Origin of the sequence: Enterococcus mundtii, from assembly GCF_003957375.1 — a bacterium.
In the GTDB taxonomy this organism is placed as follows: Bacteria; Bacillota; Bacilli; order Lactobacillales; family Enterococcaceae; genus Enterococcus_B; species Enterococcus_B spodopteracolus.
Genome location: NZ_CP025473.1, coordinates 208005 through 234589, shown reverse-complemented (window position 1 = coordinate 234589; position 26585 = coordinate 208005). Strand labels below are relative to the sequence as shown.

At 39.3% G+C, this 26585-nt stretch carries 25 protein-coding genes and 1 other annotated feature; of the genes, 5 read left to right on the top strand and 20 right to left on the bottom strand.

Annotated features, from left to right (window positions below; all coding sequences use genetic code 11):
- Positions 1 to 88 precede the first annotated feature (88 nt).
- The 4 genes from CYK55_RS01470 to infC form a co-directional block, all read right to left on the bottom strand.
- Complete coding sequence (locus CYK55_RS01470; protein WP_034689165.1) at positions 89 to 1909, bottom strand: DUF3329 domain-containing protein; 1821 nt, start codon at positions 1907 to 1909, stop codon at positions 89 to 91.
- Between the two features lie 469 nt (positions 1910 to 2378).
- Complete coding sequence (rplT, locus tag CYK55_RS01465) at positions 2379 to 2738, bottom strand: 50S ribosomal protein L20 (protein ID WP_019723984.1); 360 nt, start codon at positions 2736 to 2738, stop codon at positions 2379 to 2381.
- Between the two features lie 53 nt (positions 2739 to 2791).
- Complete coding sequence (gene rpmI / locus CYK55_RS01460) at positions 2792 to 2992, bottom strand: 50S ribosomal protein L35 (RefSeq protein ID WP_010736566.1); 201 nt, start codon at positions 2990 to 2992, stop codon at positions 2792 to 2794.
- Positions 2993 to 3063: 71 nt separating this feature from the next.
- Complete coding sequence (gene infC / locus CYK55_RS01455; RefSeq protein WP_010736567.1) at positions 3064 to 3588, bottom strand: translation initiation factor IF-3; 525 nt, start codon at positions 3586 to 3588, stop codon at positions 3064 to 3066.
- Positions 3589 to 3631: 43 nt separating this feature from the next.
- Positions 3632 to 3761 (bottom strand) — a sequence feature (ribosomal protein L20 leader region).
- A gap of 953 nt (positions 3762 to 4714) precedes the next feature.
- Between infC and CYK55_RS01450 the strand changes: the two genes are divergently transcribed.
- The gene (locus CYK55_RS01450) at positions 4715 to 6076 is read left to right on the top strand and encodes a lytic polysaccharide monooxygenase (protein WP_034689167.1); all 1362 of its coding nucleotides are present in this window, start codon (positions 4715 to 4717) and stop codon (positions 6074 to 6076) included.
- Positions 6077 to 6208: 132 nt separating this feature from the next.
- Here the strand turns inward: CYK55_RS01450 and CYK55_RS01445 are convergent, their stop codons facing one another.
- Positions 6209 to 6865 (bottom strand): deoxynucleoside kinase, encoded by a 657-nt coding sequence (locus CYK55_RS01445; RefSeq protein ID WP_126133824.1) that lies wholly within the window; start codon positions 6863 to 6865, stop codon positions 6209 to 6211.
- Between the two features lie 296 nt (positions 6866 to 7161).
- Here CYK55_RS01445 and mvk point away from each other — a divergent pair, with 296 nt between their 5' ends.
- The 4 genes from mvk to fni are packed head-to-tail and all read left to right on the top strand — an operon-like array spanning position 7162 to position 11217.
- Positions 7162 to 8109 (top strand): mevalonate kinase, encoded by a 948-nt coding sequence (gene mvk, locus CYK55_RS01440; RefSeq protein ID WP_034689171.1) that lies wholly within the window; start codon positions 7162 to 7164, stop codon positions 8107 to 8109.
- Entirely contained in the window at positions 8102 to 9079 is a 978-nt protein-coding gene (mvaD, locus tag CYK55_RS01435) for a diphosphomevalonate decarboxylase (RefSeq protein WP_034689174.1), read from the top strand. Before mvk ends, mvaD begins: the two co-directional genes overlap by 8 nt.
- A 12-nt stretch (positions 9080 to 9091) precedes the next feature.
- Positions 9092 to 10177 carry a phosphomevalonate kinase gene (locus CYK55_RS01430; protein WP_034689176.1) on the top strand — a complete coding sequence of 362 codons (1086 nt, stop codon included), beginning with the start codon at positions 9092 to 9094 and terminating at the stop codon, positions 10175 to 10177.
- Positions 10174 to 11217 (top strand): type 2 isopentenyl-diphosphate Delta-isomerase, encoded by a 1044-nt coding sequence (fni, locus tag CYK55_RS01425; RefSeq protein WP_034689178.1) that lies wholly within the window; start codon positions 10174 to 10176, stop codon positions 11215 to 11217. The genes CYK55_RS01430 and fni overlap by 4 nt, the downstream gene beginning before the upstream one ends.
- A gap of 41 nt (positions 11218 to 11258) precedes the next feature.
- On the opposite strand, the gene CYK55_RS01420 is transcribed toward fni, so the two are convergent.
- The 15 genes from CYK55_RS01420 to tgt all read right to left on the bottom strand — a co-directional run bounded on the left by CYK55_RS01420 (position 11259) and on the right by tgt (position 26514).
- Complete coding sequence (locus CYK55_RS01420) at positions 11259 to 12062, bottom strand: gluconate 5-dehydrogenase (RefSeq protein WP_034689180.1); 804 nt, start codon at positions 12060 to 12062, stop codon at positions 11259 to 11261.
- Between the two features lie 15 nt (positions 12063 to 12077).
- Positions 12078 to 12920, bottom strand: a complete 843-nt coding sequence (gene kduI / locus CYK55_RS01415; RefSeq protein WP_164546234.1) for a 5-dehydro-4-deoxy-D-glucuronate isomerase — start codon at positions 12918 to 12920, stop codon at positions 12078 to 12080.
- Between the two features lie 16 nt (positions 12921 to 12936).
- Positions 12937 to 13944, bottom strand: coding sequence for a sugar kinase (locus tag CYK55_RS01410; protein WP_126133823.1), 1008 nt, complete (start codon positions 13942 to 13944; stop codon positions 12937 to 12939).
- A 6-nt stretch (positions 13945 to 13950) separates the two neighbouring features.
- A complete protein-coding gene (locus tag CYK55_RS01405; RefSeq protein ID WP_034689186.1) occupies positions 13951 to 14595 on the bottom strand; it encodes a bifunctional 4-hydroxy-2-oxoglutarate aldolase/2-dehydro-3-deoxy-phosphogluconate aldolase in 645 nt (214 codons plus the stop codon).
- Between the two features lie 93 nt (positions 14596 to 14688).
- Positions 14689 to 15450, bottom strand: coding sequence for an IclR family transcriptional regulator (locus CYK55_RS01400; protein WP_034689189.1), 762 nt, complete (start codon positions 15448 to 15450; stop codon positions 14689 to 14691).
- 51 nt (positions 15451 to 15501) lie between these two features.
- Positions 15502 to 16413: an AraC family transcriptional regulator gene (locus CYK55_RS01395; protein ID WP_034689190.1), complete on the bottom strand. Its 912-nt coding sequence runs from the start codon at positions 16411 to 16413 to the stop codon at positions 15502 to 15504.
- Positions 16414 to 16469: 56 nt separating this feature from the next.
- Positions 16470 to 17312 (bottom strand): sugar phosphate isomerase/epimerase family protein, encoded by an 843-nt coding sequence (locus tag CYK55_RS01390; protein ID WP_080693160.1) that lies wholly within the window; start codon positions 17310 to 17312, stop codon positions 16470 to 16472.
- 10 nt (positions 17313 to 17322) lie between these two features.
- A complete protein-coding gene (locus CYK55_RS01385; protein WP_034689193.1) occupies positions 17323 to 18618 on the bottom strand; it encodes a TRAP transporter large permease in 1296 nt (431 codons plus the stop codon).
- Positions 18619 to 18628: 10 nt separating this feature from the next.
- Positions 18629 to 19108: a TRAP transporter small permease gene (locus CYK55_RS01380; protein WP_034689194.1), complete on the bottom strand. Its 480-nt coding sequence runs from the start codon at positions 19106 to 19108 to the stop codon at positions 18629 to 18631.
- 3 nt (positions 19109 to 19111) lie between these two features.
- Positions 19112 to 20131, bottom strand: a complete 1020-nt coding sequence (locus CYK55_RS01375; RefSeq protein WP_126133822.1) for a TRAP transporter substrate-binding protein — start codon at positions 20129 to 20131, stop codon at positions 19112 to 19114.
- Positions 20132 to 20147: 16 nt separating this feature from the next.
- On the bottom strand, positions 20148 to 21254 hold the full coding sequence (locus CYK55_RS01370) for a glycoside hydrolase family 88/105 protein (RefSeq protein ID WP_126133821.1): 1107 nt from the start codon (positions 21252 to 21254) through the stop codon (positions 20148 to 20150).
- Between the two features lie 199 nt (positions 21255 to 21453).
- A complete protein-coding gene (locus tag CYK55_RS01365) occupies positions 21454 to 21708 on the bottom strand; it encodes a hypothetical protein (protein ID WP_034689198.1) in 255 nt (84 codons plus the stop codon).
- 277 nt (positions 21709 to 21985) lie between these two features.
- Positions 21986 to 24583: a bifunctional acetaldehyde-CoA/alcohol dehydrogenase gene (gene adhE / locus CYK55_RS01360; protein WP_019722420.1), complete on the bottom strand. Its 2598-nt coding sequence runs from the start codon at positions 24581 to 24583 to the stop codon at positions 21986 to 21988.
- Between the two features lie 314 nt (positions 24584 to 24897).
- Positions 24898 to 25275, bottom strand: coding sequence for a preprotein translocase subunit YajC (yajC, locus tag CYK55_RS01355; RefSeq protein ID WP_010736590.1), 378 nt, complete (start codon positions 25273 to 25275; stop codon positions 24898 to 24900).
- Positions 25276 to 25368: 93 nt separating this feature from the next.
- Positions 25369 to 26514 carry a tRNA guanosine(34) transglycosylase Tgt gene (gene tgt / locus CYK55_RS01350; protein ID WP_010736591.1) on the bottom strand — a complete coding sequence of 382 codons (1146 nt, stop codon included), beginning with the start codon at positions 26512 to 26514 and terminating at the stop codon, positions 25369 to 25371.
- Positions 26515 to 26585: the final 71 nt, after the last annotated feature.

Genomic DNA, 26585 nt, shown 5'->3' with positions numbered 1-26585 from the left:
GTACATAACAGAAATTTTATTGAAGTTTGATAGATATAAAAAAACACATCTAAGCAAGCTTAGATGTATTTTGCTTCGAATCTTATATTTATCTTGAAACGGTCACTCCTTGTTCATTTGAAGCGATGTTTACCGCATCCATGATCTGACCGTTTTTGGATAGCACAATAATGTTGACACCTGTTTTATTTCTTGATACCTCGACGCCGTCGATTTTAATTCTAGAAAATTGTTGCTCCTCATAAGGCGTAAAACTAGAAAGCATTGAGATGTTCTTATCAGTAAGTTTTTGATTAACTTCATTATAATTTTCATTTTGCGAAAGAATAGGAGTCTGATTCTCTTGACGAATACCAGTAAAATTCCAATTATGAGTAAACTTCTGTAAATCAAGATCCGGTAAAAGTTTTGCTATTTTCACTGCTAAAGCTTCACTCATTTGTTGGGACTTGCCTGAACCAGCAATCAGAACTGTATAATCTGAGTCTTCTAATTCTTTTAGATATTCCTGATAATCCCAAATATTCATCAACGTTGGATCACCATTTTTATAAATCGAATTCCAAGCATTTTTAGAAACCAATCGAATCGTCTCTAAGCCAAAATATTTAGCATTTGAACGGTTGATCTGAGAGTCTATGTTCGCTCCAACGTGTGACAGTGCGCTAGAATATGCTGGATAGGGCATCCCTTCATTTGCATTGAAATCAGCGATCAAAGGATTTAGATTCCCTTGCTTTTTCTGGTTCTCTACATACCTATATTGTTCGTTGATATCACGATAAGACTGAACGATCCCTTGCACACCTAAGACAAAGGAAAATAAAAATTGAACAATGAGAATTGAGCTGATCACACTATAAAAATTTCCAGCTATTGTCTTCGTTAATTTGTTTGGCCATTCGATTAACATCGCAATAATAATATACAATGCGCCACCAAAGAATGACCGCCCCCAGTTAAGTCCAGTTGGAGAAAGAGATAACACATAGATAGTTGCTAGTCCGGCAAGAATATATAAATATGAAAGTCGGAACCAGTTTTTATGATGGTTAAAAATAATACCTAATGCAATTAAAATAGCCGCTAAAACAAATAATTGCAAACTGTTTTCATAAAGAGTTCGTGTAATCCCAAAAACACCAGTATATAACTTACGAGCAAATGACCATGTACTACGGTCAAAGTACGTAGCTCGTATCGCATTCCCAGGAGCCGCAACCATCATTAATAATCCAAAGATTGCTCCACCTAAACCTGAAAGCAACCATACCTTGATCGGTCTTTTCTCTTTATAGATAAAATAGATATATCCTAAAACAACAAGAATCGCTCCACCAGATGTATTTTCATTACACCATCCGGCAAGTATCCCTAAAACTGTCATAATAATAATTTGCAATGGTTGACTGAATGGTAGTTCTCGACCTTTTGTATAATAGCGGTGATACATAGAAAGGAAACTAATAATGATGATGCCACCCCATAGATAATTCGAAGCTCCAGTCTCCCATAAGATCGTTTGTCCGAAAGTTGGGACAAATAGCCAAATCAACAAATTGATTATTAAATATTTAAACACATAAAAATTCTCATTATCTTTAGTTGATATTTTATAGATCAAAATGGTTAGTAAAACATAAATCAATGGATTCATAAAATTGAATACGATTTTTGGCATCAATAAAAATAAACGCGCAATGATATGGACCACTGACCGACCTGTCCAATTCATATATTGCATATATTCGTCATGGAGAATAGTTGAAAAACTGGTTGTTTTGTACATGTATTCAATATCATCTGCAATCAATGGCGTTAAAAAATTCAAGATGACCATGACTACGTAAACAGAAACTATCACAATCATCTTTTTATGCTTACAGATACTATCGATTATTCGATTCATTTTGTTCTTCCCTTCCAACAGTTATTTAAGTGATTACTTATGGATATTATTATAACATTATTACAAGATTTCAAATCATTGGATGCCCTCGAATCAAATTATACTATTCATCATTTTTTTATATTGATATCAAAATCCTTTTATACCTTTAAATAAAAATGTAATTTACCATGAAAGTAATATTTATTGACAATAAAGAAAATTTACGAGGAATCAACAGGAACAAATCTACGCGAATCTTTTTACTTGATTCTACAAGGAATTTATCAAAACCACTGGATTATTCAAGATAAATCCTAATTAAAATTTAGTATTAAAATCAAATCATACAATAATGAAGATCCCACAGCTGAAAAAAAGAAAAGTCTTTTACTATTTGATAGATACAAGGAGAGTACAAATATGTTAGGACAATTTCCGAAACAAAATAAAAAACCCACACAATAAAGGTGGGTTTTACGCTAGTTGCTTATTTAGCTAAAGCGTCTTTTGCTTGGTCAGCTAATGCAGTAAATGCTGCTGCATCATGGACAGCCAAGTCAGCTAACATTTTGCGGTTGATGTCGATTTCAGCTAATTTCAAACCGTGCATCAATTTTGAGTAGCTTAAGCCATTCATACGAGCCGCTGCGTTGATACGAGCGATCCACAATTTGCGGAAGTCGCGTTTCTTTTGACGACGATCGCGATATGCGTAGTTGTATGAATTCATTACTTGTTCTTTTGCTGTTTTAAATAAAGTGTGTTTTGAACCGTAGTAACCTTTTGCTAATTTCAGCATTTTTTTGCGACGTTTACGAGTTACTGTTCCACCTTTTACACGTGCCATGTATAATTCCTCCTAATAAAAATAAATCTTTAAATTTCAGTTATTTTACGTTCTTATTTCATTTTTGCTAGTTGTTGACGAATACGTTTGAAATCGCCACTAGAAACCATGCGCGCTTTACGTAATTGACGGCGTTGTTTTTTAGTTTTGCCGTGGAAACGGTGACTTGTAAACGCACGGAAGCGTTTCAATCCGCCTTTACCAGTACGTTTGAAACGTTTTGCTGATCCGCGGTGTGTTTTTTGTTTTGGCATGACTATATTTCCTCCTCAAAATCTTTCGTTATCCGACTATTGACTGTCCAACAATCAGTTAGTCATTCAAATTACTTACTGTCGTTTTTCGGTGCCAGCGTCAAGAACATGCTGCGTCCGTCCATTTTCGCTTTTTGTTCCACTGTTGCAATATCAGCAGTTTCTTCAGCTAAGCGATCCAAGACTTTTTGACCAATTTCTTTGTGGGTAATGGCACGGCCTTTGAAACGGATAGAAGCTTTCACTTTATCGCCTTTCTCTAAGAACTTACGTGCATTACGAAGTTTTGTATTGAAGTCATTCAAATCAATTGTTGGACTTAAACGAACTTCTTTTACATTGATCACTTTTTGTTTTTTACGCGCTTCGCGGTCTTTCTTTTGTTGCTCGAAACGGTATTTTCCGTAGTCCATGATTCGCGCTACTGGTGGTTTCGCACCTGGAGCAACTAACACAAGATCCAAGTTTGATTGTTCTGCAATTTGCAATGCTTCTGCTTTTGACTTAACTCCTAATTGCTCACCATCTGAACCGATCAATCGTAATTCACGTGCACGAATGCCGTCGTTAACCATCATATCCTTTGCTATGGTCATTCACCTCCAAATATTATGAGAGAAAGAAAAGCTTACCGAATGAACGGCAATAAAAAAACGAGTTCTTTTGATAGAACCCGCACGTACTCCACCTATACTACATATAGATGAAAACTATCTAGCCCAGTGACTGCATCAACTAAGGCGAGAAGCGGGTGCTTCTGCTTTTATTTCTCAACTTAATTATCATACCAAATCCATTTCTTTTTGTCAATCATTTTTCCACTTTTTTCTATTTGCTCATAGCGGTGATTCATCTCATGCAACTCAGCAATTGGACATTTTTGTTGCTCTGCTTCTCACCAATCGAATACGTGCCTCCTTTGCTACTACCTCATTTACGTTTTATATCGTTTTGTTTCTTTCGTTTTAAAAGAATAAAAATAAAATCTGATCAAATCATTCATTTCTTCATTCCAAAAAAGTTGCTGAAAACCTTAAAAACAACGTTACAGCACATCTTATTTTCTATGTTCCTACTATGTTTTCACCTGCACATCGTTATAAACTAATTCGTAACTCTTCTTTTTTTAACCTTAATTTCAGATAACACTAATTACGAAACTCATCTTTTGATATACGTTGCCTAAATCTTATTTACATAAAAATAGAGAGAATTGCTTGAGATATTTATTTAACAACCTCGAAATTCTTGTATCTAAATTAACGAGATTCTAAATCGTTTTTTTCGATAATTAGGTGAAACACGCCTAACATAATCTAAGCGCAAAAAATTGCTGGTTGCATCCATAAAAAGAGATTAAAACAATCAACGAAAAGGTATATATGTGAATAACCATGAAAAAACAACTATGAATGATCAGCTAAGCTTCCTCATTTAGAAAAAAATTGTTTGTTATTTTTTATATACAGAATAAAAAAACAAATAATCAATAAAAAACACAACAAAAACATCTCTAAAAGCAATATTTATTCATATTTCCAATAATTATTTTCCAATTTGGTGTCAAGTCCCAAATTTACCTAATATCTGGTATAAACAGATTATTCAATAGTAAAATTCTCTGATAGTATTACATAAAGATAACAACGAAGCACATCGAACGAGTCATACTCATCGACCTTATTAGTTATCTAAATTATCATTTTATCTATGGAGGGAAACATGAAAAAACAAATTTTAGCAACAGTTCTATGCTCTAGCGTTTTAGTAGGAGTAGGTTTATCTATTGGAGGACAAGACACTTCAGCTCACGGTTATGTACAATCACCGATCAGTCGTTCATACCAAGGAAGCCGCGATCGCTCAATCAATCATGATGCAGCATTAGCAAAATACGGTCCTGTGATTTATGAACCACAATCTTTAGAAGCGCCAAAAGGATTTCCATCAGCAGGTCCTGCTGACGGACAAATCGCTTCTGCAGGCGGTGCTGTTGGAAACAACTTCAACTTGGACCGTCAAACTGCGACAATGTGGACAAAACAAGACTTAAACACAGGTCCTAACACATTCACTTGGCGCTATACCGCAACTCACCCTACAACTAAATGGCATTACTACATCACAAAAGCTGATTGGAATCCAAATGATCAATTAAATCGTAGCGATTTTGAATTGTTAACAACGATCAACCATGGTGGCGCTCAAGCTGCAACCAACCCATCACACTCAGTGAATATTCCTAGCGACCGTCTTGGTTACCATGTTGTTTTAGCTGTTTGGGATGTCCACGATACAGCAATGGCATTCTATCAAGTAATCGACGTAAACTTGAAAGGTGACTCGGTAATTCCAGTAGCACCTACAGCACCACGTAATGTTCGTGCAACTGACGTGACTTCTTCAACTGTTCAATTGACTTGGGATGGACAAGCAAATGCTTCATCATTCAACGTTTACCGTGACGGTCAATTATTAGGAAATACAGCTTCACCAGATTTCAGCGATCAAAACTTAACTGCGGAAACTACATACACATACGAAATCGAGGCAGTAGGCCAAACAGGATTAGTTTCTGAAAGAACATCTTTATCTGTAACAACTTTATCTGAAACGGCAGAAGAAAAACCGACTGCACCTAGAAACTTACATTCAATGGGTCAAACAAGCTCAAGCGTTTCATTGATGTGGGGAGCTTCAACACACTCGAAAGGAATCAAACAGTATGATATCTTCCGTAATGGCGAGTTGATTGGTTCAACTGCTGAAACTGTTTTTGAAGTAGAAGGTCTAACTCCTGAAACGCAATACTCATTTGTCATTCGCGCAATCAGCAATGAAGGCGATGTTTCAGATGCAAGTAACACATTAACAATCACAACTGATCGCGATGAAAACGGTGGCGGTGAAGTCGTTACTGGACGTCAATGGACAGTAGGAAGCTTCTTCTCACCTGTGTCTTATACAGCCGGTGAAGAAGTTGTACACAACGGTGTGACTTACATTACTTGGCAGTCTCACTTGAACTACGGTGATACAAACTGGGCACCAGGAATTGCTCACTCATTATTCTATCCTAAATAAATCACTCACTCCCCTTTGTTCGACTAAACAGCGATTGAAATAAGCAAGAGGCAATCACTCATTTGTGGTTGCCTCTTTTTTGTGATTTTTTATTTGGACAATTCAAAGTTCCATTTAAGTCAGAACATTTTTTTATACGCTGATTTCTTCGCGGATCTCCGTTAGTTTTTCTTCAATCATTTGTAACACTTGCACTCTAGCTGCTTCATCTTCCACAAAGTTCAAGCAGTCCCCGTCGATTTGAAGCTTAGGACTTTCACTATAAGCTTCATACCATTCATCATAACGGCGATTCAATTCTTGATAATACTCATAGAGACTAGGATCAAAAGAAAGTTGCTCATATGCCCGTCCTCTTTTTTCGATCCGTTCTAACATGGTTGAAAAAGATACGCGAATATGAACCAATAGATCGGGATGTTTTTTCGATGCCGCATAGGGCAATTCTTCCATCATGTTCGTCAATAATTCATCGTAGACTTGGACTTCTGTTGCTGTCGCTCGACCAAGATCTGCATTTAAATGAAATAATAATGAATCTTCATAGATCGAACGATCTAACACATTGTTATCCTCTTGCATCGCTTGCTTGATGCTTGCAAATCGCTTATTCAAAAAATAAATTTGCAATAAAAACGCATATTGTTCAGGGTTTGCATAAAACAAAGGCAATACTTCGTTGTCATCGATTGATTCGTAAAATGCCTGACTCTTAAAATGGTCAGCAATCATTTTTGTTAAGCTTGATTTCCCTGCTCCTATCGTTCCTGCTAAAACAATCACACTCATTTCCCTCCAGCTCACTTCTCCCACTAAATACAGTGTTTTTTTCTCATATTTCTAAATATAACCCCAATATCTTGTGGTGTCAAACGAAATCAACAAGATTCTTTCCTATGAAAAATCAAAATTTTATTAAGAAAATCACGTTTTTTATCGAGAAATCGTATTCTTTATTTTACTTCTTGACTGGTTTTAGTAAAATAAAGAAGGACTGTTTTTTTGGACAAACATTGCGCACATAGTAATAGGCGCTTTATTTTTTGTTAAAAAGCTACTCTTAGAGGAAAAGAAGGAGTTGTATTATGGCAATTCATGGCCAAGGGGAATCGAGTGGAAAACTGATTTTAATGGGTGAGCATGCTGTCGTTTACGGCGAGCCTGCCATTGCCTTTCCGTTTTATGCAACAAAAGTAACAGCTACACTTGAAGCACTCCAATCATTCAATAAAGATCAACTTATTTCTTCCTACTATATAGGAAATTTACATGATGCACCACATGCGTTGAATAATATCAAACAGCTGATTGCTGGTCTGAAAACTCACTACCATGTGCAAGACACCTTGCGTTTAACGATTGACAGCACCATCCCTGCAGAACGTGGGATGGGTTCCAGTGCAGCCGTAGCCACTGCGATCACACGAGCTTTTTATTCCGCCTATGAGTTGCCATTATCACGAGAACAATTATTGGCACATGTGCAAGTTTCTGAAAAAATCGCACATGGAAACCCCAGTGGAATCGATGCTGCCGCAACAAGTGGATTCGAACCGATTTATTTTACAAAAGGCCATCCTTTTGATTATTTTGCGTTGAATGTCGATGCTTTCTTGATTGTCGCTGATACGGGAATCAAAGGACAAACACGTGCAGCGGTGAAAGATGTCGCACACCTTTTTGAGAAAGATGCGCAGAAAACTGGACAAAAAATCCAACAACTAGGATACTTGACGAAACAAGCTAAAAAAGCAATTATCGACAATTCACCAGAAAAACTAGCTGAAGCAATGAATGATGCCCAGCGCATTCTAAAAAGTTTGACGATCAGTAATGACTTTTTAGATACTCTGATCGCTACCGCACTTGCTGCTGGCGCTTTAGGTGCAAAATTGACCGGTGGCGGACGTGGTGGATGTATGATTGCCTTAGCACAAACAAAAACAGAAGCTCAAGAAATCAGCCACGCACTAATACAAGCAGGCGCAGCTGAAACTTGGATTCAAGGATTAGGAGTACATACCTATGCTTAGTAGTAAAGCCCGTGCTTATACAAATATCGCCTTGATCAAATATTGGGGCAAAAAAAATGAAGAATTGATTCTTCCGATGAACAACAGTTTATCTCTCACACTCGATGCTTTCTATACAGAAACCGAAGTGATTTTTTCAGATTCGTTCACAGATGATCTGTTTTATTTAGATCATGAATTACAAACAGAAGCAGCCACCAAAAAAATCAGTCACTTCCTTGATCTTGTACGCATACAAGCGAATACCAACAAACGCGCAAAAGTGATCAGCCATAACTTTGTTCCAACAGCCGCAGGGTTAGCTTCCTCTGCAAGCGGTCTAGCTGCGTTAGCTGGCGCCTGTAATGAAGCCCTAGGACTCGAATTGGATAAACAAGCCTTGTCCAGATTGGCTCGTCGCGGCTCTGGCTCTGCTTGTCGTAGTATTTTTGGTGGCTTCGTGGAATGGGAAAAAGGGCATGATGACCAAACTTCATATGCGCAACAAATCTCTTCTAATGGATTTGAAGACGAACTCGCCATGGTATTTGTATTGATCAATGATCAACAAAAAGATGTATCTAGTCGTGATGGGATGCGTCGAACAGTGGAAACTTCGCATTTTTATCAAGGGTGGCTTGATTCAGTCGAAACAGATCTACGGGAGCTGAAACAAGCAATCGCTGAAAAATCGTTCCAAAGAATGGGTGAAATCATGGAGCGAAATGGGTTAAAAATGCACGGCACCACGTTAGCGGCTAATCCACCCTTCACCTACTGGTCTCCGGATAGTCTGAAGGCGATGCAAGCAGTTCGTGAACTACGTGCTTCAGGAATCCCTTGCTATTTCACCATGGATGCGGGGCCAAATGTCAAAGTGTTAGTTGAAAAGAAAAATCAAACGGCAGTTCAAGAAAAATTCATTGAATTATTTAGCCGTCAGCAAGTGATTCTTGCTCATGCTGGGCAAGGAATCACGATTATTGAATAAAGGGAGATTGTTATGGTTGAAGTATCTGCACCTGGAAAACTTTATATCGCTGGAGAATACGCAGTTGTCGAAACGGGGCATCCTGCAATTATCGTGGCAGTCGATCAATTCGTCACAGTAACAGTAGAAGCTGCTCGGAAAGTAGGGAGTATCCAATCTGCACAATATAGCGAGATGCCTGTGCGTTGGACAAGACGAAAAGGCGAACTCGTTCTAGATATCCGTGAAAACCCGTTCCATTATATCCTTGCTGCTATACGTTTAACTGAGAAATATGCACAGGAAAAAAATATTCTTCTTTCATTTTATGATTTGAAGGTAACCAGTGAATTAGATAGCTCAAATGGCAGAAAGTATGGACTAGGTTCTAGTGGCGCAGTAGCGGTAGCGACTGTTCGAGCATTGAACCAATTTTACGCACTGCATTTATCTCAGCTTGAGATATTTAAAATTGCAGCTTTAGCTAATCTAGCTGTCCAAGACAATGGTTCTTGTGGCGATATTGCGGCTAGCTGTTATAGTGGTTGGATCGCCTTCTCCACTTTTGACCACCAATGGCTCAAAGAACAAGAATCAAGTAAAACGATCAGTGAATTATTAGCGCTCGATTGGCCTGGTTTATCTATTGAATCCTTACACACTCCGGAAGATCTCCGTTTATTGATTGGTTGGACTGGTAGTCCTGCCTCTACTTCCGACTTAGTGGACCAAGTACATCGCTCTCGTGAAGATAAAATGGCGGCGTATCAACAATTCCTTGAAGATAGTACGCTTTGCGTCAACACGATGATCAAAGGTTTTAAAGAAAACGACGTGGCTTTGATCCAAGAAATGATTCGTAAAAATCGTGAATTATTGCGTGATCTGTCTGCCATCACTGGCGTGTTGATTGAAACACCGGCATTAAATAAACTATGTTGTTTAGCTGAACAATTCGAAGGCGCGGCGAAATCTTCTGGCGCTGGGGGTGGGGATTGTGGCATCGTGATCGTCGACCAAAAATCAGGTATCCTTCCATTAATGAGTGCTTGGGAAGAAGCTGAGATCACCCCGCTTCCATTACATGTCTACCATCAACAGAAAGAGGCCAAATTATGAATCGAAAAGATGAACATGTATCATTAGCCAAAGCATTTCACAACAAACAGCTAAATGAATTTGACTTCGTTCGACTTGTCCATCGGCCACTTCCACAAAGCAAGGTTGATGAAGTGTCTTTGCAGACTGAAGTTGCAGGTTTTACTCTTTCTAGTCCTTTCTATATCAATGCCATGACTGGCGGTAGCGAAAAAACAAAAAAGATCAATCATGACCTTGCACAGATTGCTAAAAGTGCTGGATTGATGGTTGCTACCGGTTCTGTCAGTGCTGCCTTGAAAGATCCTTCCTTGTCAGATTCTTATACGGTGATGCGCGATGTCTATCCCGAAGGGAAGATTTTAGCGAATGTTGGTGCTGGCACCTCCGTCTCACGTGCCCAAGAAGCCGTACAGCTCTTCCAAGCGGATGCGTTACAGATCCATTTAAATGCACCACAAGAATTAGTCATGCCTGAAGGAGATCGCGATTTTTCGCAATGGAAAGAACTGATTACAGAAATCCAACAAACCCTTGATGTACCAGTAATCGTAAAAGAAGTGGGCTTTGGGATGACAAGGGAGACCATCATTGAATTATCTGAACTAGGTATCAAGACGATTGATATCAGCGGGCGTAGCGGTACGAGCTTCACACAAATCGAAAATGCTCGCCGTAAAAAACGTGAATTGGCGTATTTGACGGATTGGGGGCAATCCACTGTGTCCTCCTTACTTGAAGCAAATGAAGCAAATACAGCTGCCGAAATCATCGCTTCGGGTGGCATACGAAATGCTTATGATATCTTTAAAGCGTTGTGCCTTGGTGCGAATGCTGTAGGGATTTCCGGAACAATCTTGACGCACTACATGACACACGGGATCGAGGAGACGATTGCTCTTATGGCACAGTGGCAAGAAGAACTACGAATGCTCTATGCCATGGTCGGTGCAACAAAAACAAGTGATTTAACAAAACAATCCTTGATTTTGTCTGGCCCTGTCAAAGAATGGTGTGAAGCCAGAGACATCCCAATATCAAAATATGGTCGACGCAAATAAAAATGACGAGTGCATCGTATGCACTCGCCATTTTTTGTTTATTATGGTTGTTTTCCAATATAAGCTAAGATACCGCCATCTACATACAAGATATGTCCGTTAACAAAATCAGAGGCACGTGATGCTAGGAAGACAGATGGGCCAGCTAAGTCGATCGGGGCGCCCCAACGAGCGGCTGGTGTACGCCCAACGATAAATTGGTCAAATGGATGACGCTCCCCGTTTCCTTGTGTTTCTCTTAAAGGTGCTGTTTGCGGAGTCGCAATGTAACCTGGTCCGATCCCATTACATTGGATGTTGTATTGTCCATATTCTGAAGCAATGTTTTTCGTCAACATTTTCAATCCGCCTTTAGCAGCAGCATAGGCACTTACTGTCTCACGGCCAAGCTCACTCATCATTGAACAAATATTGATGATTTTCCCGCCACCTTTTTCAATCATATCAGGGATAACTGCTTTCGACATGATAAACGGTGCATTTAGGTCCACGTCGATAACTTGACGGAAATCTGCCGCATCCATTTCGATCATCGGTGTCCGTTTGATGATTCCTGCATTGTTGACCAAAATATCGATTGGACCAACTTCTGATTTGATTTGTTTGACCATTGCTTGTACTGCTGACTCATCCGTCACGTCACAAACATAGCCTTTTGCTTCGATGCCAATTTCTTTGTAGTTGGCAATTCCTTCATCTACTGATTCCTGAGTTAAATTATTGAAGACGATCGTTGCTCCAGCTTCTGCTAATGAGCGAGCGATCTCAAAACCGATTCCGTATACCGCACCGGTGATTAAAGCGACTTTATTGTCTAAGCGAAACATATCCATCTTGAATGACATTTTTATCTTCCTTTCTTATTTCAATTGATCCATTGCTACCATGTCCATATCTGTGTACGTGATATTTTCACCGCACATTGCCCAGATAAAGGAATAGTTACTTGTACCAACACCTGAGTGGATCGACCAACTCGGTGAAATCACGGCTTGTTCATTATCTACAACTAAATGTTTTGTTTCATCTGGTTTACCCATCATATGGAACACCCGAGTATCTTCATTTGCATAATCAAAATAAACATAAGCTTCCATCCGGCGTTCATGTGTATGACAAGGCATCGTGTTCCAAGAACTACCCGGTTCTAAAATGGTATAACCCATCTGCAATTGACAGCTTTCACATACGTTTGGATGGATATATTGGTAGATTTTACGCTCATTCAATGTGACACCTTCGCCGGTTTCCATTGGCTTCACTTGATCGATGCTGATTTTTACATTTGGATATTTATGATGTGCTGGCACAGAACTAATATAAAATTTTGCAGGATTTTCTGGATCTACAGAGGAAAAGACTACATGCTCCGTTTCTTTACCGATGTAATAGCCATCTTGTTTCTTCATTTCTTCTTTTTTGCCATCGATTTCAATCAATCCAGGTCCGCCAATGTTGATAACACCAAGCTCGCGACGTTCTAAGAAATAAGTAACACCTAGTTCTTTATCTAGTTTGATTTCTAATGGACTAGTGGTTGGTGTTACGCCGCCGAAGATCATACGATCATTGTGTGTATAAGTAAGACTGATTTTTCCTGGAACAAATACTTTCTCTACTAAAAATTCATTTCTCAATTGTTCTGTTGAATAATGACGAATATCCTCTGGGCTATGTGTATAACGTGTTTCCATTTCTTGCATGTTGATAGATTCTCCTTTATCGAATGATTTTTCCAGAATCGCTAGTAATAAAACTAGCAACTTCTGCTTGATTGAATTGATTGCAATCTCCATGGATCGTGTGTTTCAACACAGAGGCTGCTGTCGCAAAATCAATGATTGTTTGTGGTTCCATCTCTGCTAAAATTCCATGAAGCAATCCTCCAGCAAATGCATCTCCTCCACCCACACGATCAACGATCGAAGTGATTTGGTGAACTGGTGATTCAAAATATTGACCATTCATCCATAAGGTACCTTGTAGATCATTTTCACTTGCTGAATGCACCGTACGTTTGGTTGAGTAAAACGTTTGGATGTTGGGAAATCTTTCTTGCATTTTTTCGTAATAATAGATAAGTGGATTTACTGTCGTTTCAGGTGCTTTTGCTATCCCTAACAAATAAAGCGCATCCATCTCACCCGCTGAACAAATATCCACGAGTGGTAATAATTGTTCTAACACTTTACCCGCTTCTTGTTGTGTCCACAGCTTGCCCCGATAATTGATATCAAAACTGATTTGACAGCCTGCTTGTTTGGCTGCTTCCATAAGTTCTTTTGTCAGCCATCGCCAATTTTCTGTTAATGCCGGCGTGATTCCTGAAACATGGAAGAGATCGACTCCCTTGAAACAGTCCTCTAATGACCATTCCAAGCCATCCATCACCGCGAAACTGGAACCGGCACGATCATAAATGACTGAAGCCGCACGTTCGCCGATGCCTGTTTCCATATAATATGTGCCGAGCCGAGGGCCGCCTTTTAGCAGTAGACGAGTATCTACTCCATAGCTTCGTAAATGTTTTTCGACTGCCAGACCCAGTGAATGTTCTGGGACTTTTGACATGAACGAAACCGTATGTCCATAATTGGCTAATGAGATCGCGACATTCGCTTCCCCACCGCCATAATGCGCGCAAAAATGATCACTGTCTTGTAACCGATATCCTTGTTGTGTCGATAAACGTAACATGATTTCTCCAAGTGTCACTACTCTTCCCATCAGCGGTTACCTCGTAATTTCTTTCATTTTTGCCGCATATTTTTGTGCGACTTTTGTCACTTCCTCAAAATCTCCATGAGCTGCTGGTGCCAACAAGTTCCCACCAATACCAACAGTGATCACGCCTGCCTCAAACCATTCTTGCATGTTTTCTAAACTGACCCCACCAGTAGGCATGATATTGACATGGGGCATCGGCGCTTTGAATGCAGAGATGATACTTGGACCGAAAGCACTTCCAGGAAATAGTTTGACGATGTCTACGCCACTTTTTAGCGCTGTTTTGATTTCATCGATCGTCATACATCCTGGCAAATAAGGGATTTGGTATAAATTGCATAGTTCTGCGGTTTCCTGATCAAAACAGGGGCTGACGATATACTCAGCACCTGCTAAAATCGCTAAACGCGCAGTAATAGCATCCAACACGGTCCCTGCACCGATTACCACATCCTGTTGGTCTTTGTAGGTTTCTACTAGTTCTTTGATTACTCGATCTGCTTGTGGCACGGTAAAGGTCAATTCAATGCCTGTTAGTCCGCCTTTGATAATCGCGTGACAAGCATTCAGCGCTTCTTCATTTGTTGCTCCTCGTACGACTGCAATAACTCCCGCTTGTTTCAAACGAGATAAGATATCCATTTTTTTCATCTTCCCACCCATTTCTCATTTGGAAATTATATTTTACAATAAAGAAATTTATATCTTCATTATACGGCAGGAAGAAAATATTGCAAACGCTTTTTAGCTTTTTTCAAAAGTTTTTTCGATTTCTTCTTTCGTTTGCAGGATCGTTTGAATGATTTGATTCTTGATTTCTTCACTCAATCGATACTTCGGCATACTGACACTGAATGCTCCAACCACTTGGTTCTCATGAACTAAAGAGGTACCGATGCAAAAGATATCTTTTTCGACTTCTTCATCATCGAAAGCAACTTTTGTTTGTTTGACTTGCTGGATCTCTTTTTTTAGTTTTAATGGATTGGTAATCGTATATTCAGTAAATGGAATCAGAGGACATTGTTCGATATACTGTTGATATTGCTCTTCCGTAAAATGCGCTAAGACGGCTTTTCCCATTGCTGAACTATATAAAGGTCTGGTAATACCGATTTTTGAAGACATGCGGATCGTTTGATTTTTAGGGTCCAACTTATTGACATAGAGAATCTCGTTGTTGTCTAAAATACCTAGATGAATCGTTTCATCAATTATTTGCTGTAATTTTTCCAAGAATGGTAAAGTACGCTCCACCAAATCGATTTGATCAATATTTTTGTTTGCATATCGGACCAGTTTCCCACCTAAACGATAATTTTTTTCTTGATTTTTATTTACATAACCAATCATGGATAACGTATCTAAAATTTTTAATGTAGTAGATGACGTCATGTCGATCCCTTTTGCAATTTCTTGTAATGAAGCGTCTGGATGTTCTGCTAGATAATCTAAAATACGCGAAGCTTTGATTAAAACGGTCCCATAAGGTTTTTTATTTTCCATATTCCACTCTCCTATTTCTATATAGGAAATTATATCTGAAAGAACGATAATTTAAAAGGAATCTTTGTTTTCTTCTTCATAATGCGTATAATGAACAAACTCTCCTGCCAGATCTTTTTTCAAAAATTCTTTGGGAGTTACGCCAAATTCGGTTTTGAATGCACGTAAATAATGAGGATAAGAAGCGAAACCACATTTACTATAAACGGAACTTGAGCTGCCATACTCTCTTAATAATTGTTTTGAATAAAGTAGTTTTTTCTTCATCACGTATTGATGAAAGGTAAAACCAGTATGTTTTTTGAATTCGCGAGTCACGTGATATTTACTGATGAAAAATTCTTTTTCCATTTGTTTGAGGGAGAGGGGCTCACTCAAATTCTTTGCGACAAATTGGAGCATTTTTTCTAACCGTTCATTCGGCACAGTGAAATGTTCTTCCGAAATATGTTCTTCGACCTGTACCATACGATTGAGAAAAATCAAATATTCGACTAGCGCTTGTTCATAACGAATATCTGTCCCATAATCTTTACGATCCAACGTTTGATCGATAAAAGAAAGTTTTTCTTTTAATACTTGTGGTTCGATATGTAATATCCGGCTTCGGCGTTCACCGATCGGCCAAAAACAGGCGGATAGATTGGACCATTTAGTGGAACGACTTTCCAAGAAGGCTGGAGTGATAAACATGTAGACCCGCTCAAATATGTCGGTTGATTGTCGGACGATCCGATGAAGATCTCTAGAGTGGATCAATAAGACATTTCCTGATTCGATCGTAAATTGGCGACCATCTAAATAAAAAATGGCTTCTCCTTCTAAAGTAGCATGAATCTCATAGAAGTCATGATGATGATAAACCGTTTTATTTTGGCTAACGATATCTTTCACGTGATAAATCTCATATTGATCAGAGATCATCGTGTTGACTTCTTTTCCATTGATGTGTTTTTTCTCCATCCTATCTCCCCTTTCGCATTGATCAATAGTGAGCAAATGCACATTCCTTCGTTTTCTTATCTAATAACGTGATTCAGTATCGAGACAGCGTGCTTTAGCGCATCGTCTTTTGTTTCTTCTAAAACGATATAAAGATACGGACGATGCTTCTGCGCGATGTTTACGATTGCTTCATAATCAATCAGTCCCGTACCTAAATCAGCCGGGATAATCTTCCCTTCATCAGAAAAGAGGTAGTCTTTTAGATGTAATCCGCAAATTTTTTCTCCAAAACGTTCAAAGGCTTCTTCAACTAATCCGACTTGTTGGTGATGACTTTCTGCAGTGATCAAATTGGTCGGGTCTAAAATGATGCCTAGATAATCCGAATCGATTGTTACAACTAACTCTGCTACACGATCAACTGAATACAACGGATGATTCAATCCTGGTTCGATCCCTACCATCATTCGATGCTTTTCTCCAGCCCGCACTAATTGGTCAATAGCTTCAACGATCTGTAAGAAGGCTTCATCTGAAAAGTTCTCTTCTGTATAACCCGCTTCACTCACGCTCCCCGTCTCGGTTGCGACCATCGTCGCCCCAAAACTAGCAGCATATTGGAGATACCGTTCAAATTGTCTCAGTACTGTTTTCCGAACAGATAGATCAGGATGGATCATGTTGATATAACAGCTCAAGATACCGACGCTTACTCCTTCTTTTGCTAAAGACTGTTTTATATAATGCCCCATGCCGGGATTGATTGCATGTCCATTAGACGCGAGAACAGGAAAAGATCGACTTAATGCTAATTGTAGCGTAGAAATTTCTTGTCCGCTTGCTTTTTTTGCTAGGTCATCTACGTTTCGTACATGGGTCAAATCATGTCCTCTAGCAACTAGATTTAGTTTCATCATCGATTCTCCTTTATCCTAAAAGATCCGGTAACCACATCACGATTTGTGGAAAATACGTAATCAAAAACAAAACAGCTAATATGATGCCATAAAATGGTAACAACGGCTTCAACATCGATTCTGCTTTCACGCCACCGACACTTGCGCCTACATAAAGACCTGTGCCAACCGGTGGAGTAATGGATCCGACACAAAGATTCATGATTGAAAATAACCCATAATGCACAGGATCGACTCCAACACTTGTTGCGATAGGTAAGAATATCGGAGTAAAAATCAAAATAGCCGGAGCGACATCCATAAACATCCCAACAAGTAGCAAAATAATATTTATCAATAATAAAATAATGAAGCGATTATCAGTGACCCCAATGATCAGACTGCTGATTGCTTGCGGTATCCCTGTAAATGCCATAGCAAACGACATCATGGAAGAAGTCGCCAGTAAAAACATGATCGTCCCCGACATCGCGACGGATTGGATCAACATTTTTGGTATGTCTTTCAGTTTCACTGTCTTATAGTAGAACAAAGAAATCAACAAGGAATACAAAACTGCAATCGCTGATGCTTCGATAGCTGTAAAGACCCCAGTCAAAATACCACCGATGATGATTACGATCAAAGCTAAGCTTGGGACTGCTTCTTTTAACACTTTACCAACTTGCTTCCCTTGCCCTTTCTGTACTGTCGGGTACTTATTTTTTTTCGCAACCACAAATGCAACCGCCATGATCCCTAACGACCAAAGGGCACCGACTAAATAGCCCCCCATGAATAATGCGGAGATTGAAGCACCTCCAGCAACTAAAGAGTACATGATGAACGCAGTACTTGGTGGAATCACCATTCCTGTAGGTGCCGAAGCAATGTTGACTGCTGTCGCAAATTTACGATCATAACCTTCCTCTACTTGTTGTGGGATCAATACTCCACCAATCGCTGTTGAAGCAGCAATCGCCGAACTAGAGATCGAACCGAACAACGCATTTCCTAAAACATTCGTATGTGCTAAAGAGCCTGGAATCCGTCCAACAAACAACATGGCAAAATCAACTAACTTCTTGGCGATCCCTCCATGGTTCATGATAATTCCTGAAAAGACGAAAAACGGAATAGCAATCAGTGAGAAACTGTTGATACTACCGACCATTTTTTGTGCGGAACTAAATGCTGCTACATCAAAAGGTATCACTAATAACAACGTGAGCATCGATGAAAAAGCGATGCTAATTGCAATTGGCATGCCAACAAACAACAAAAAGACAAAAACAAAAAATAAAATTGCACCTGCTTCTAAAACCATCAAATTCCTCCTATCCCTTTTCCTGAACGACAGACTTCCTATTCATTGCTTCAATCAAATTGATCAAACTGTAGATAATGAGCAAAATACCTGAGACCGGCACCGATAAATAGACATAGCCCATCGGAATCCCTAACGAAGGTGAGAGTTGGCCCATTGTCAAGGTGACAGCATTCCAACCACCATAAACCATGATCGTTACGGCAAAAGCTAAAAATAGACACTGAACGATGATCTCCAATATATTGGCTTTCTTACCAGTTAATTTTTCACTTAGTAAAGTGACCGCTAAATGACCTTTTTGTCCAACGACATAAGCAGAAGATAGCATCGCAAACCAGACTAATCCAAAACGCACTAATTCTTCTGTTACAGTATTTGGATTACCCAAAATCGTTCGCGAGAATATTTGCCACAAGACAATGATGATCATACCAATCAACAGACATGCTCCTAGAAATTCTAACAGCCGACTGATTCCTTTTTTCATCGTTTACACCCCTTCTTCTTGGATCATTCGGTACAGCGTTTGAAAATCTGGATGATTTTTGAATTCATCATGCAACGGTGCGACTGCTTCACGAAATGGCGTATTGTCCACTTCATTGAACTGGACGCTATATTCTTCCGTTGCCACTCTTTTTTCTTCTTCGATTGCTTGAGCGAATACTTCGATTTCAAAAATCGTTGATTCTTTTGCTGCTTCTTCGATTGCTTGTTGTTGTTCCGCAGTCAAACGTTCTTTGATCGCATCGTTCATGATGATGATATCTGGTACTCGTGTATGTTCATCATAGGAATAATACTTTGCGACACCGCCATGCCCGGCTGTATACAAAACAAATTCATTGTTCTCTGATCCGTTGATCAAGTTTGACTGTAGCGAAGTATATACTTCGTCACTGCCCATCGGTACAGGTGATCCACCTAGTAGTTCCACCATTCGAATGGCCGTTTCACTTTGCATCACGCGGATTTTTTTCCCTTTTAGATCATCCAGTAGATGGATCGGTCCATCGACCATGTAAAAACTACGTTGACCTGAATCATAATAGGCGAGTCCAGAAAAACCTAAATCCGTTGTCGATTGATAGATTGGTTGCATGATTGCTTCATTCTCCATAACATCGAAGAAATGTTGCTCACCATTGAACAAGTAAGGAACTGAAAAAATCGAATAGACTTTAGAGAAACTTTCTAACGCAGAAGCACTGACTTTCGTAAAATCAATCGCCCCTGATTGCGTCAGTTCGATCAATTCACGTTCTCCTCCCAATTGACCATCAGGAAAATATTTTACTTTGACTGAGCCAGCTGTTTTTTCTTCTACTAACTCTCCAAATTTGTTCATTGCATCAATGACTGGCTGACTATTGCTGGCATAAGCAAAACGTAAAGTGATCGTTGCTTCTTCCTCTGCATTTGCGACAACACCAACACTTGACTGACTACTACAACCACTCAAACCGATGATTCCCAGTAAACAAAAAGCAAAAGCAAGTGTTTTTTTCATTTTTTTCTCCTTTCGATTAACAATATGACACAAGTAATTCTGTCAGACATAATACAAGTAACGATTGGCCATAAGGCATCGCTGTCTTGCCAATCGTACGGTAAAACTCTAAATCATCGCCCATCCCCGTACCTACCGAAACATTTTGAACTTCGCCAGTTTCATCTACTTGCTCAAGCAACCCTTGGATCGCACGATAGGCGGTTTCTAAATATTTCTTTGGTAAATAGCGCTCATGCACTGCTTTTAAAATACCGTAAGCAAAACCTGCTGTAGCAGATGACTCTAAGTAAGAAGTTGGATCATCAATCAAGGTATGCCATAAACCGCTTTCTGATTGATATTCTGCTAAGGTTTGCACTTGTGCTTCTAACGTTTCGATCAACAATTTACGGAAAGCATCACCTTCTTTCAGTTCCAGAATCGCGATGATTTCAGGAATCGCAATCGTCAGCCAACAATTTCCACGCCCCCAAAATGCTTCCGCATAATTATGATTCCCTTCAAAGGTCCATCCATGGTACCAAAGGCCTGTACGTTTATCCAGCAAATATTTGATATGGATCATAAATTGGTATCTGGCTTCTTCTAGGTATTCTGGACGATTTAGGAGCTTGCCGATTTTGGCTAATGGTAGTACAGTCATCATCAAGGTGTCATCCCACAATTGATTCTTATTTTCTGGTCCATATGTCGCGTGCTGTAATCCGTCTTCCTCTGTCCGCGGCATATCATTTATGACCCATTCCGCCCATTGCTTCAAGTAAGGCAAGTAGCGTGAATCTTGCGTCTCCTCATATAAATACGCCATCGTGAGGATTGGTGCCATCGTATTGACGTTCTTCGGCGGTGCACCTTCTTGCATCCTTTCTTCAAACCATTCTTTCACCACTTCCGCCGCACGAGGATTTTTAGTCAACTGATAATTTTTGTAGATACCGTATAGACCTATACCTTGTGGCCAATTCCAAATAGACCAACTTTTGTCATCCACCTTTAACCCCTCAAAATCCAATAAAAATTCCCCTGAATCATCGTTGATCGTCGTCAAATTCTCCACTAATCGATCGATTGTTTCTTCCACAACTTCTTTCTGTACAAATAGTTCCTCTTTAATAATCAATTTTCCCTCTCCTTTTTAAACGCTCTCATTCTATGCTGTTAATATATCAGTAAACGCTTTCTCAAAAAATAGCATCATTTGAACAAAAACTATCTAAAATTGACATAACGAGATTATTTATGGGGTTCCTGTAAAAAATAGCCCTATCAAAAGAAAAACCATGACGTTTACCACTCGTCATGGTTTCAAAATCCACAGTTCATAAAAATGTATACACCATAAAAAATGGCAAACAAGCAATTAATGGAAACAAAAAGTAGTTCTTACGAAAACCCAACTCACTATTTTCCTGATTCACTCGCATTCGATCCCCTGAAACTGCTGTTCCGGAAAGCGCAATACCGGTCAAAAGTAAGCCGATGCCAATGTTCCGTAAGATTTCTCGTTCCAAAAGAAAGGATAATCCAAGAGAAACGACACATACAATCAACAAAGTAACAATATATTTCTTCAAGATCTCATCTCCTTTTTTATAGAAAAATAGTAGCATAGCATATTCATCAAAATACCTATTATTCGAGTTATCTAATACTTCTTTTTTAGATATTAGAAAAAAAAGCTACGACATTTTTCTCTTCTAACAACATGTTGAGCGATTCTACAAAAATTATTTCCGGAAATTCTTCTGGTGTATCGCTTGATAGACATTATCTTAAAAAGAAAAAACAACGAACCAAGTGAGAAGCTTCTCTCATGCTTGATTCGTTGTTGGGACAACTTTTAGTTATGACTTACGCATTATATGCGTCGATAATGATTTGTTTCAATTCACTGATCAATGGTTCTTTTGGATTGGCTGTTGTACATTGATCTTCATACGCTAATTCAGCCATGCGATCAACTGTTGTGTCTAATGTTTCTTGCGTCACGCCTTGCGCTCTCAAGCTCATGTCGATGCCTACAGATTTTCCTAAGTCGCTAACAGCTGTTGCTAATGCTTCTACAAGCTCTGCTGTTGTTTTCCCTTTCAAACCTAAGAACTTCGCGATATCCGCGTAGTCTGTATCTGCACGGAAGTAGTCATATTTAGGGAACATCGCATGTTTTTGTGGATCTTTCGCATTATAGCGGATGATATGCGGCAATAGGATCGCATTTGTACGTCCATGAGGGATACCGTATTCTCCACCGATTTTATGCGCAACTGAGTGACAAATTCCTAAGAAGGCATTTGCAAAGGCCATACCAGCCATTGTTGACGCATTATGCATTTTTTCGCGTGATTCCATATCTGGTGTTTTCACTGATTTTTCCAAGTAGTCAAAGACTAATTTGATGGCTTGTAAACTCAACCCACGAGTGTAATCAGAGGCCATAACAGAGACATAAGATTCGATAGCATGTGTCAAGACGTCCATACCTGTATCCGCTGTAACAGAAGCGGGAACTGACATCACAAATTGTGGATCAACGATTGCCACATCTGGTGTCAATGCGTAGTCAGCTAATGGATATTTCACATGTGTTTCGCTATCTGTGATTACTGCGAATGGTGTCACTTCTGAACCAGTTCCTGATGTTGTTGGGATACATACAAACTGTGTTTTTTCAGGTTTGTCGATCTTATACGTACGTTTACGGATATCTAAGAATTTTTGTTTTGCGCCAAAGAATGAAGTATCTGGGTGCTCATAGAACATCCACATGCCTTTCGCCGCATCCATTGCTGATCCACCACCAAGAGCGATCACTGTATCTGGTTTGAAGTCCGCCATCATTTTTGTACCAGCGTAAACTGTGTTTGTTGAAGGGTTTGGTTCAACATCTGAAAAGATCTCGATTTTCACATCATTTTTACGACGTGCTAATACTTCTCTTACAGTGTCACAGTAGCCGAATTGAACCATACCTGGGTCACAAACGATCATGACACGTTCAACGTTTTCCATTTTTTCCAAGTAAAGCAAAGAATTCTTTTCAAAGAAGATTTTTGGTGGTAATTTGAACCATTGCATGTTATTTCTCCGTTTCGCTACAGTTTTGACGTTGATTAAGTTGACTGCTGATACGTTTCTTGAAACAGAATTCTTTCCGTATGAACCACAACCTAGTGTCAATGATGGAATCATTTCGTTGTAGATATTTCCGATTCCGCCTTCTGCTGATGGTGTGTTGACTAAGATACGGCAAGCTTTCATGCGTAGTCCAAATTGAACATGCAACTCTTCGTTTTCTGAATGGATGACAGCTGTATGCCCTAATCCACCAAGGTTCAACATTCCTTCACATAATTCGAAAGCATGTTCTGTACTGTTTGATTTGACCATTGCTAAAACCGGTGAAAGTTTCTCACGTGAAAGTGGATAATCAGGCCCTACGCCTTCTAATTCTGCCACTAATAATTTGGTTCCTTCTGGTACATTGATCCCTGCTAATTTTGCAATATCCATTGCTGAATGTCCCACGATTGCAGGATTTACAGCGTATTTACCTTCATTCATGACAGCATCTTCTAATTTTGAAAGCTCTGCTGGTTTGACGAAGTACACTTGGTGCGCTTGGAATTCTGCTTTTACGGCTGCATAGATTTCTTTATCTACGATAACTGCTTGCTCAGAAGCACAAATCATGCCGTTATCGAATGTTTTTGATACGATCAAGTCATTCACTGCACGTTTTACTTTTGCTGTTTTTTCGATATATGCAGGAACGTTACCCGGTCCAACACCTAAAGCTGGTTTACCAGTTGAATAAGCGGATTTTACCATGCCTGCGCCACCAGTTGCTAATACGATTGCAATTCCTGGGTGGTTCATCAACATTGAAGTCGCATCGATCGATGGATGCTCGATCCATTGGATACAGTTTTCTGGCGCACCTGCTGCGATGGCTGCATCACGAACGACTCTTGCTGCCTCAGCGGAACATTTTTGAGCGCTTGGATGGAAAGCAAAAACGATTGGGTTTCTGGTTTTCAAAGCGATCATTGATTTAAAGATCGTTGTTGAAGTTGGGTTTGTTGTTGGTGTTACGCCACAAACGACGCCGACTGGTTCAGCAATCTCAATCAATCCTTTTTGAGTGTCTTCATTGATTACTCCGACAGTTTTGTCATATTTGATACTGTTCCAAATATATTCTGAAGCATACATATTTTTGATTGCTTTATCTTCATAGATTCCACGGCCAGTTTCTTCGACAGCCATTTTTGCTAGAGGCATGTGCTGATCTAATGCAGCCATTGCCATTTCATGCACAATGTGATCTACTTTTTCTTGATCAAAACTTTCCATTTCTTTCAACGCAACATTTGCTTTTGTCGCTAAATCGTCGATCATCGCTTGTACATCAACAGTTTTTGTCTCTTCTTTTTCCATTATTTTAGCCATTATGTTCCTCCTACTGAGTCATGGTTATTTGTTAATTATTTCACATACACATCATACAACACTTTTTTTTCGATGTAAATACTTTTTTTGTGATTTTTTTCACAGTTATATTTTTCTTTAGAAACAGAGCGTTCCACAAGAGAGATTATCGAGTAACCGCTCCATAATGGCAGATGTGATTTATTTAGCAAAGTCACAAAAAAAGACTGATCGCCTTCTTATCTCTATACGAGATAGGAATGACAACAGTCTTTTTGATAAAGAATGATCGAACTCCGTATACATTTAGCCAACGCGTGGCAAACAACCGGTGTCTATAATTCTTTTTCTTCTTTTTTCTCTTCAGGTGTTTCTGGAACTTCAACAGTTTCAATTACTTCTGGTTCTGTCGGTTCTTCTACTGGTGCGATTGGTGTGCTTGTCATCGCGCCTGTACCTGGTTTTACCGTTTTGATGGCTGCTCGATCGTATTCTAAAAAGATCCCTTCGCAGTCTAAAACAACTGTACGATTTGTCTCGTCGATTTCTGAGACTACGCCATGAAGTCCACCGATCGTGACTACTTCATCGCCAGCTTTCATACTATCAAGCAAGTTTTGACGTTCTTGTTGTTGTTTCTTTTGTGTACGTGACATAAAGAACCACATCCCTAATAGGGCAACGAACATCACTAACATTGGTAATGAACCCATTTTTTTCACCTCACTAACTAAATATCTACACTAAACACTTTAGCAGAAAAAGGCGCTAGAAACTAGTTTTTTAACTAAATTTCACAAATCCTGCTAGAAACTTTTTGCGTTTTCTTTATTGAACCCATACTCTTCGAAAAAGGCTGCACGAAACTCTAATAAGTTATCATCCATAATCGCTTGTCGAACTTGTTTCATCAAGTTTAATAAGAAGTATAGATTGTGATAAGACGTTAAACGGATGCCAAATGTTTCATCACATTTGATCAAGTGACGAATATATGCTCTCGTATAATTTTTACAAGTATAGCAATCACATTTTTCATCGATTGGACGGAAGTCCCGGGCATATTGCGCATTTTTTACGACTAATCGTCCTTGCGATGTCATACATGTTCCGTTACGAGCGATTCGGGTTGGTAGAACACAGTCGAACATATCGACTCCACGAATCACGCCATCAATCAATGAATCCGCAGCTCCTACCCCCATCAAATAACGTGGCTTATGATCTGGGATCAATGGCGTCGTAAATTCTAAGACACGGTTCATCTCAGCTTTTGGTTCACCGACAGATAAACCTCCGATGGAATACCCAGGGAAATCCATACTGATTAAGTCTTTCGCACTTTGTTTACGTAAATCTTCAAAACCAGCTCCTTGGATGATACCAAATAATCCTTGACGATCTGGATTCGCATGAGCTTTCAATCCACGTTCTGCCCAACGAGAAGTTCGTTCAACTGATTTTTTCACATAATCATAGCTCTCATCAAATGGAGGACATTCATCAAAACTCATCATGATATCAGAACCTAATTTATTTTGGATGTTGATGGCTTTTTCAGGAGACAAGAACATTTTTGAGCCGTTCAAATGGTTTTTGAAATGCACACCTTCTTCAACGATGTTACGCATATCACTTAATGAGAAGACTTGGAAACCACCAGAATCAGTCAAGATTGGCTGGTCCCAATTCATAAATTTATGCAAGCCACCTGCTTCTTCGACCAAATCTTCTCCAGGACGAAGCCATAAATGATAGGTATTACTCAAAATCACGCCTGCACCCATTTCTTTTAGTTCTTCAGGCGACATAGTTTTAACGGTAGCTAGTGTACCCACAGGCATAAACATCGGCGTTGGAAAAGTTCCATGGGGAGTAATCAATTCACCAAGGCGGGCGCCTGTATGTTTTTCTTTTTTTATTAAACGATAACGAATGGCAGGTTCTGTCATTCAATTCCCTACTTTCTTTTATAGAATCGCGTTTGCAACTCCCACCATCATAATCTTTTCAACTACTTTTT

What these genes read in the sequence shown, in the direction of transcription:
- CYK55_RS01470 (WP_034689165.1), bottom strand. Translation starts at nt 1,909, where the DNA reads ATGAATCGAATAATCGATAGTATCTGTAAGCATAAAAAGATGATTGTG.
- rplT (WP_019723984.1), bottom strand. Translation starts at nt 2,738, where the DNA reads ATGGCACGTGTAAAAGGTGGAACAGTAACTCGTAAACGTCGCAAAAAA.
- rpmI (WP_010736566.1), bottom strand. Translation starts at nt 2,992, where the DNA reads ATGCCAAAACAAAAAACACACCGCGGATCAGCAAAACGTTTCAAACGT.
- infC (WP_010736567.1), bottom strand. Translation starts at nt 3,588, where the DNA reads ATGACCATAGCAAAGGATATGATGGTTAACGACGGCATTCGTGCACGT.
- CYK55_RS01450 (WP_034689167.1), top strand. Translation starts at nt 4,715, where the DNA reads ATGAAAAAACAAATTTTAGCAACAGTTCTATGCTCTAGCGTTTTAGTA.
- CYK55_RS01445 (WP_126133824.1), bottom strand. Translation starts at nt 6,865, where the DNA reads ATGAGTGTGATTGTTTTAGCAGGAACGATAGGAGCAGGGAAATCAAGC.
- mvk (WP_034689171.1), top strand. Translation starts at nt 7,162, where the DNA reads ATGGCAATTCATGGCCAAGGGGAATCGAGTGGAAAACTGATTTTAATG.
- mvaD (WP_034689174.1), top strand. Translation starts at nt 8,102, where the DNA reads ATGCTTAGTAGTAAAGCCCGTGCTTATACAAATATCGCCTTGATCAAA.
- CYK55_RS01430 (WP_034689176.1), top strand. Translation starts at nt 9,092, where the DNA reads ATGGTTGAAGTATCTGCACCTGGAAAACTTTATATCGCTGGAGAATAC.
- fni (WP_034689178.1), top strand. Translation starts at nt 10,174, where the DNA reads ATGAATCGAAAAGATGAACATGTATCATTAGCCAAAGCATTTCACAAC.
- CYK55_RS01420 (WP_034689180.1), bottom strand. Translation starts at nt 12,062, where the DNA reads ATGTCATTCAAGATGGATATGTTTCGCTTAGACAATAAAGTCGCTTTA.
- kduI (WP_164546234.1), bottom strand. Translation starts at nt 12,920, where the DNA reads ATGCAAGAAATGGAAACACGTTATACACATAGCCCAGAGGATATTCGT.
- CYK55_RS01410 (WP_126133823.1), bottom strand. Translation starts at nt 13,944, where the DNA reads ATGGGAAGAGTAGTGACACTTGGAGAAATCATGTTACGTTTATCGACA.
- CYK55_RS01405 (WP_034689186.1), bottom strand. Translation starts at nt 14,595, where the DNA reads ATGAAAAAAATGGATATCTTATCTCGTTTGAAACAAGCGGGAGTTATT.
- CYK55_RS01400 (WP_034689189.1), bottom strand. Translation starts at nt 15,450, where the DNA reads ATGGAAAATAAAAAACCTTATGGGACCGTTTTAATCAAAGCTTCGCGT.
- CYK55_RS01395 (WP_034689190.1), bottom strand. Translation starts at nt 16,413, where the DNA reads ATGGAGAAAAAACACATCAATGGAAAAGAAGTCAACACGATGATCTCT.
- CYK55_RS01390 (WP_080693160.1), bottom strand. Translation starts at nt 17,312, where the DNA reads ATGATGAAACTAAATCTAGTTGCTAGAGGACATGATTTGACCCATGTA.
- CYK55_RS01385 (WP_034689193.1), bottom strand. Translation starts at nt 18,618, where the DNA reads ATGGTTTTAGAAGCAGGTGCAATTTTATTTTTTGTTTTTGTCTTTTTG.
- CYK55_RS01380 (WP_034689194.1), bottom strand. Translation starts at nt 19,108, where the DNA reads ATGAAAAAAGGAATCAGTCGGCTGTTAGAATTTCTAGGAGCATGTCTG.
- CYK55_RS01375 (WP_126133822.1), bottom strand. Translation starts at nt 20,131, where the DNA reads ATGAAAAAAACACTTGCTTTTGCTTTTTGTTTACTGGGAATCATCGGT.
- adhE (WP_019722420.1), bottom strand. Translation starts at nt 24,583, where the DNA reads ATGGCTAAAATAATGGAAAAAGAAGAGACAAAAACTGTTGATGTACAA.
- yajC (WP_010736590.1), bottom strand. Translation starts at nt 25,275, where the DNA reads ATGGGTTCATTACCAATGTTAGTGATGTTCGTTGCCCTATTAGGGATG.
- tgt (WP_010736591.1), bottom strand. Translation starts at nt 26,514, where the DNA reads ATGACAGAACCTGCCATTCGTTATCGTTTAATAAAAAAAGAAAAACAT.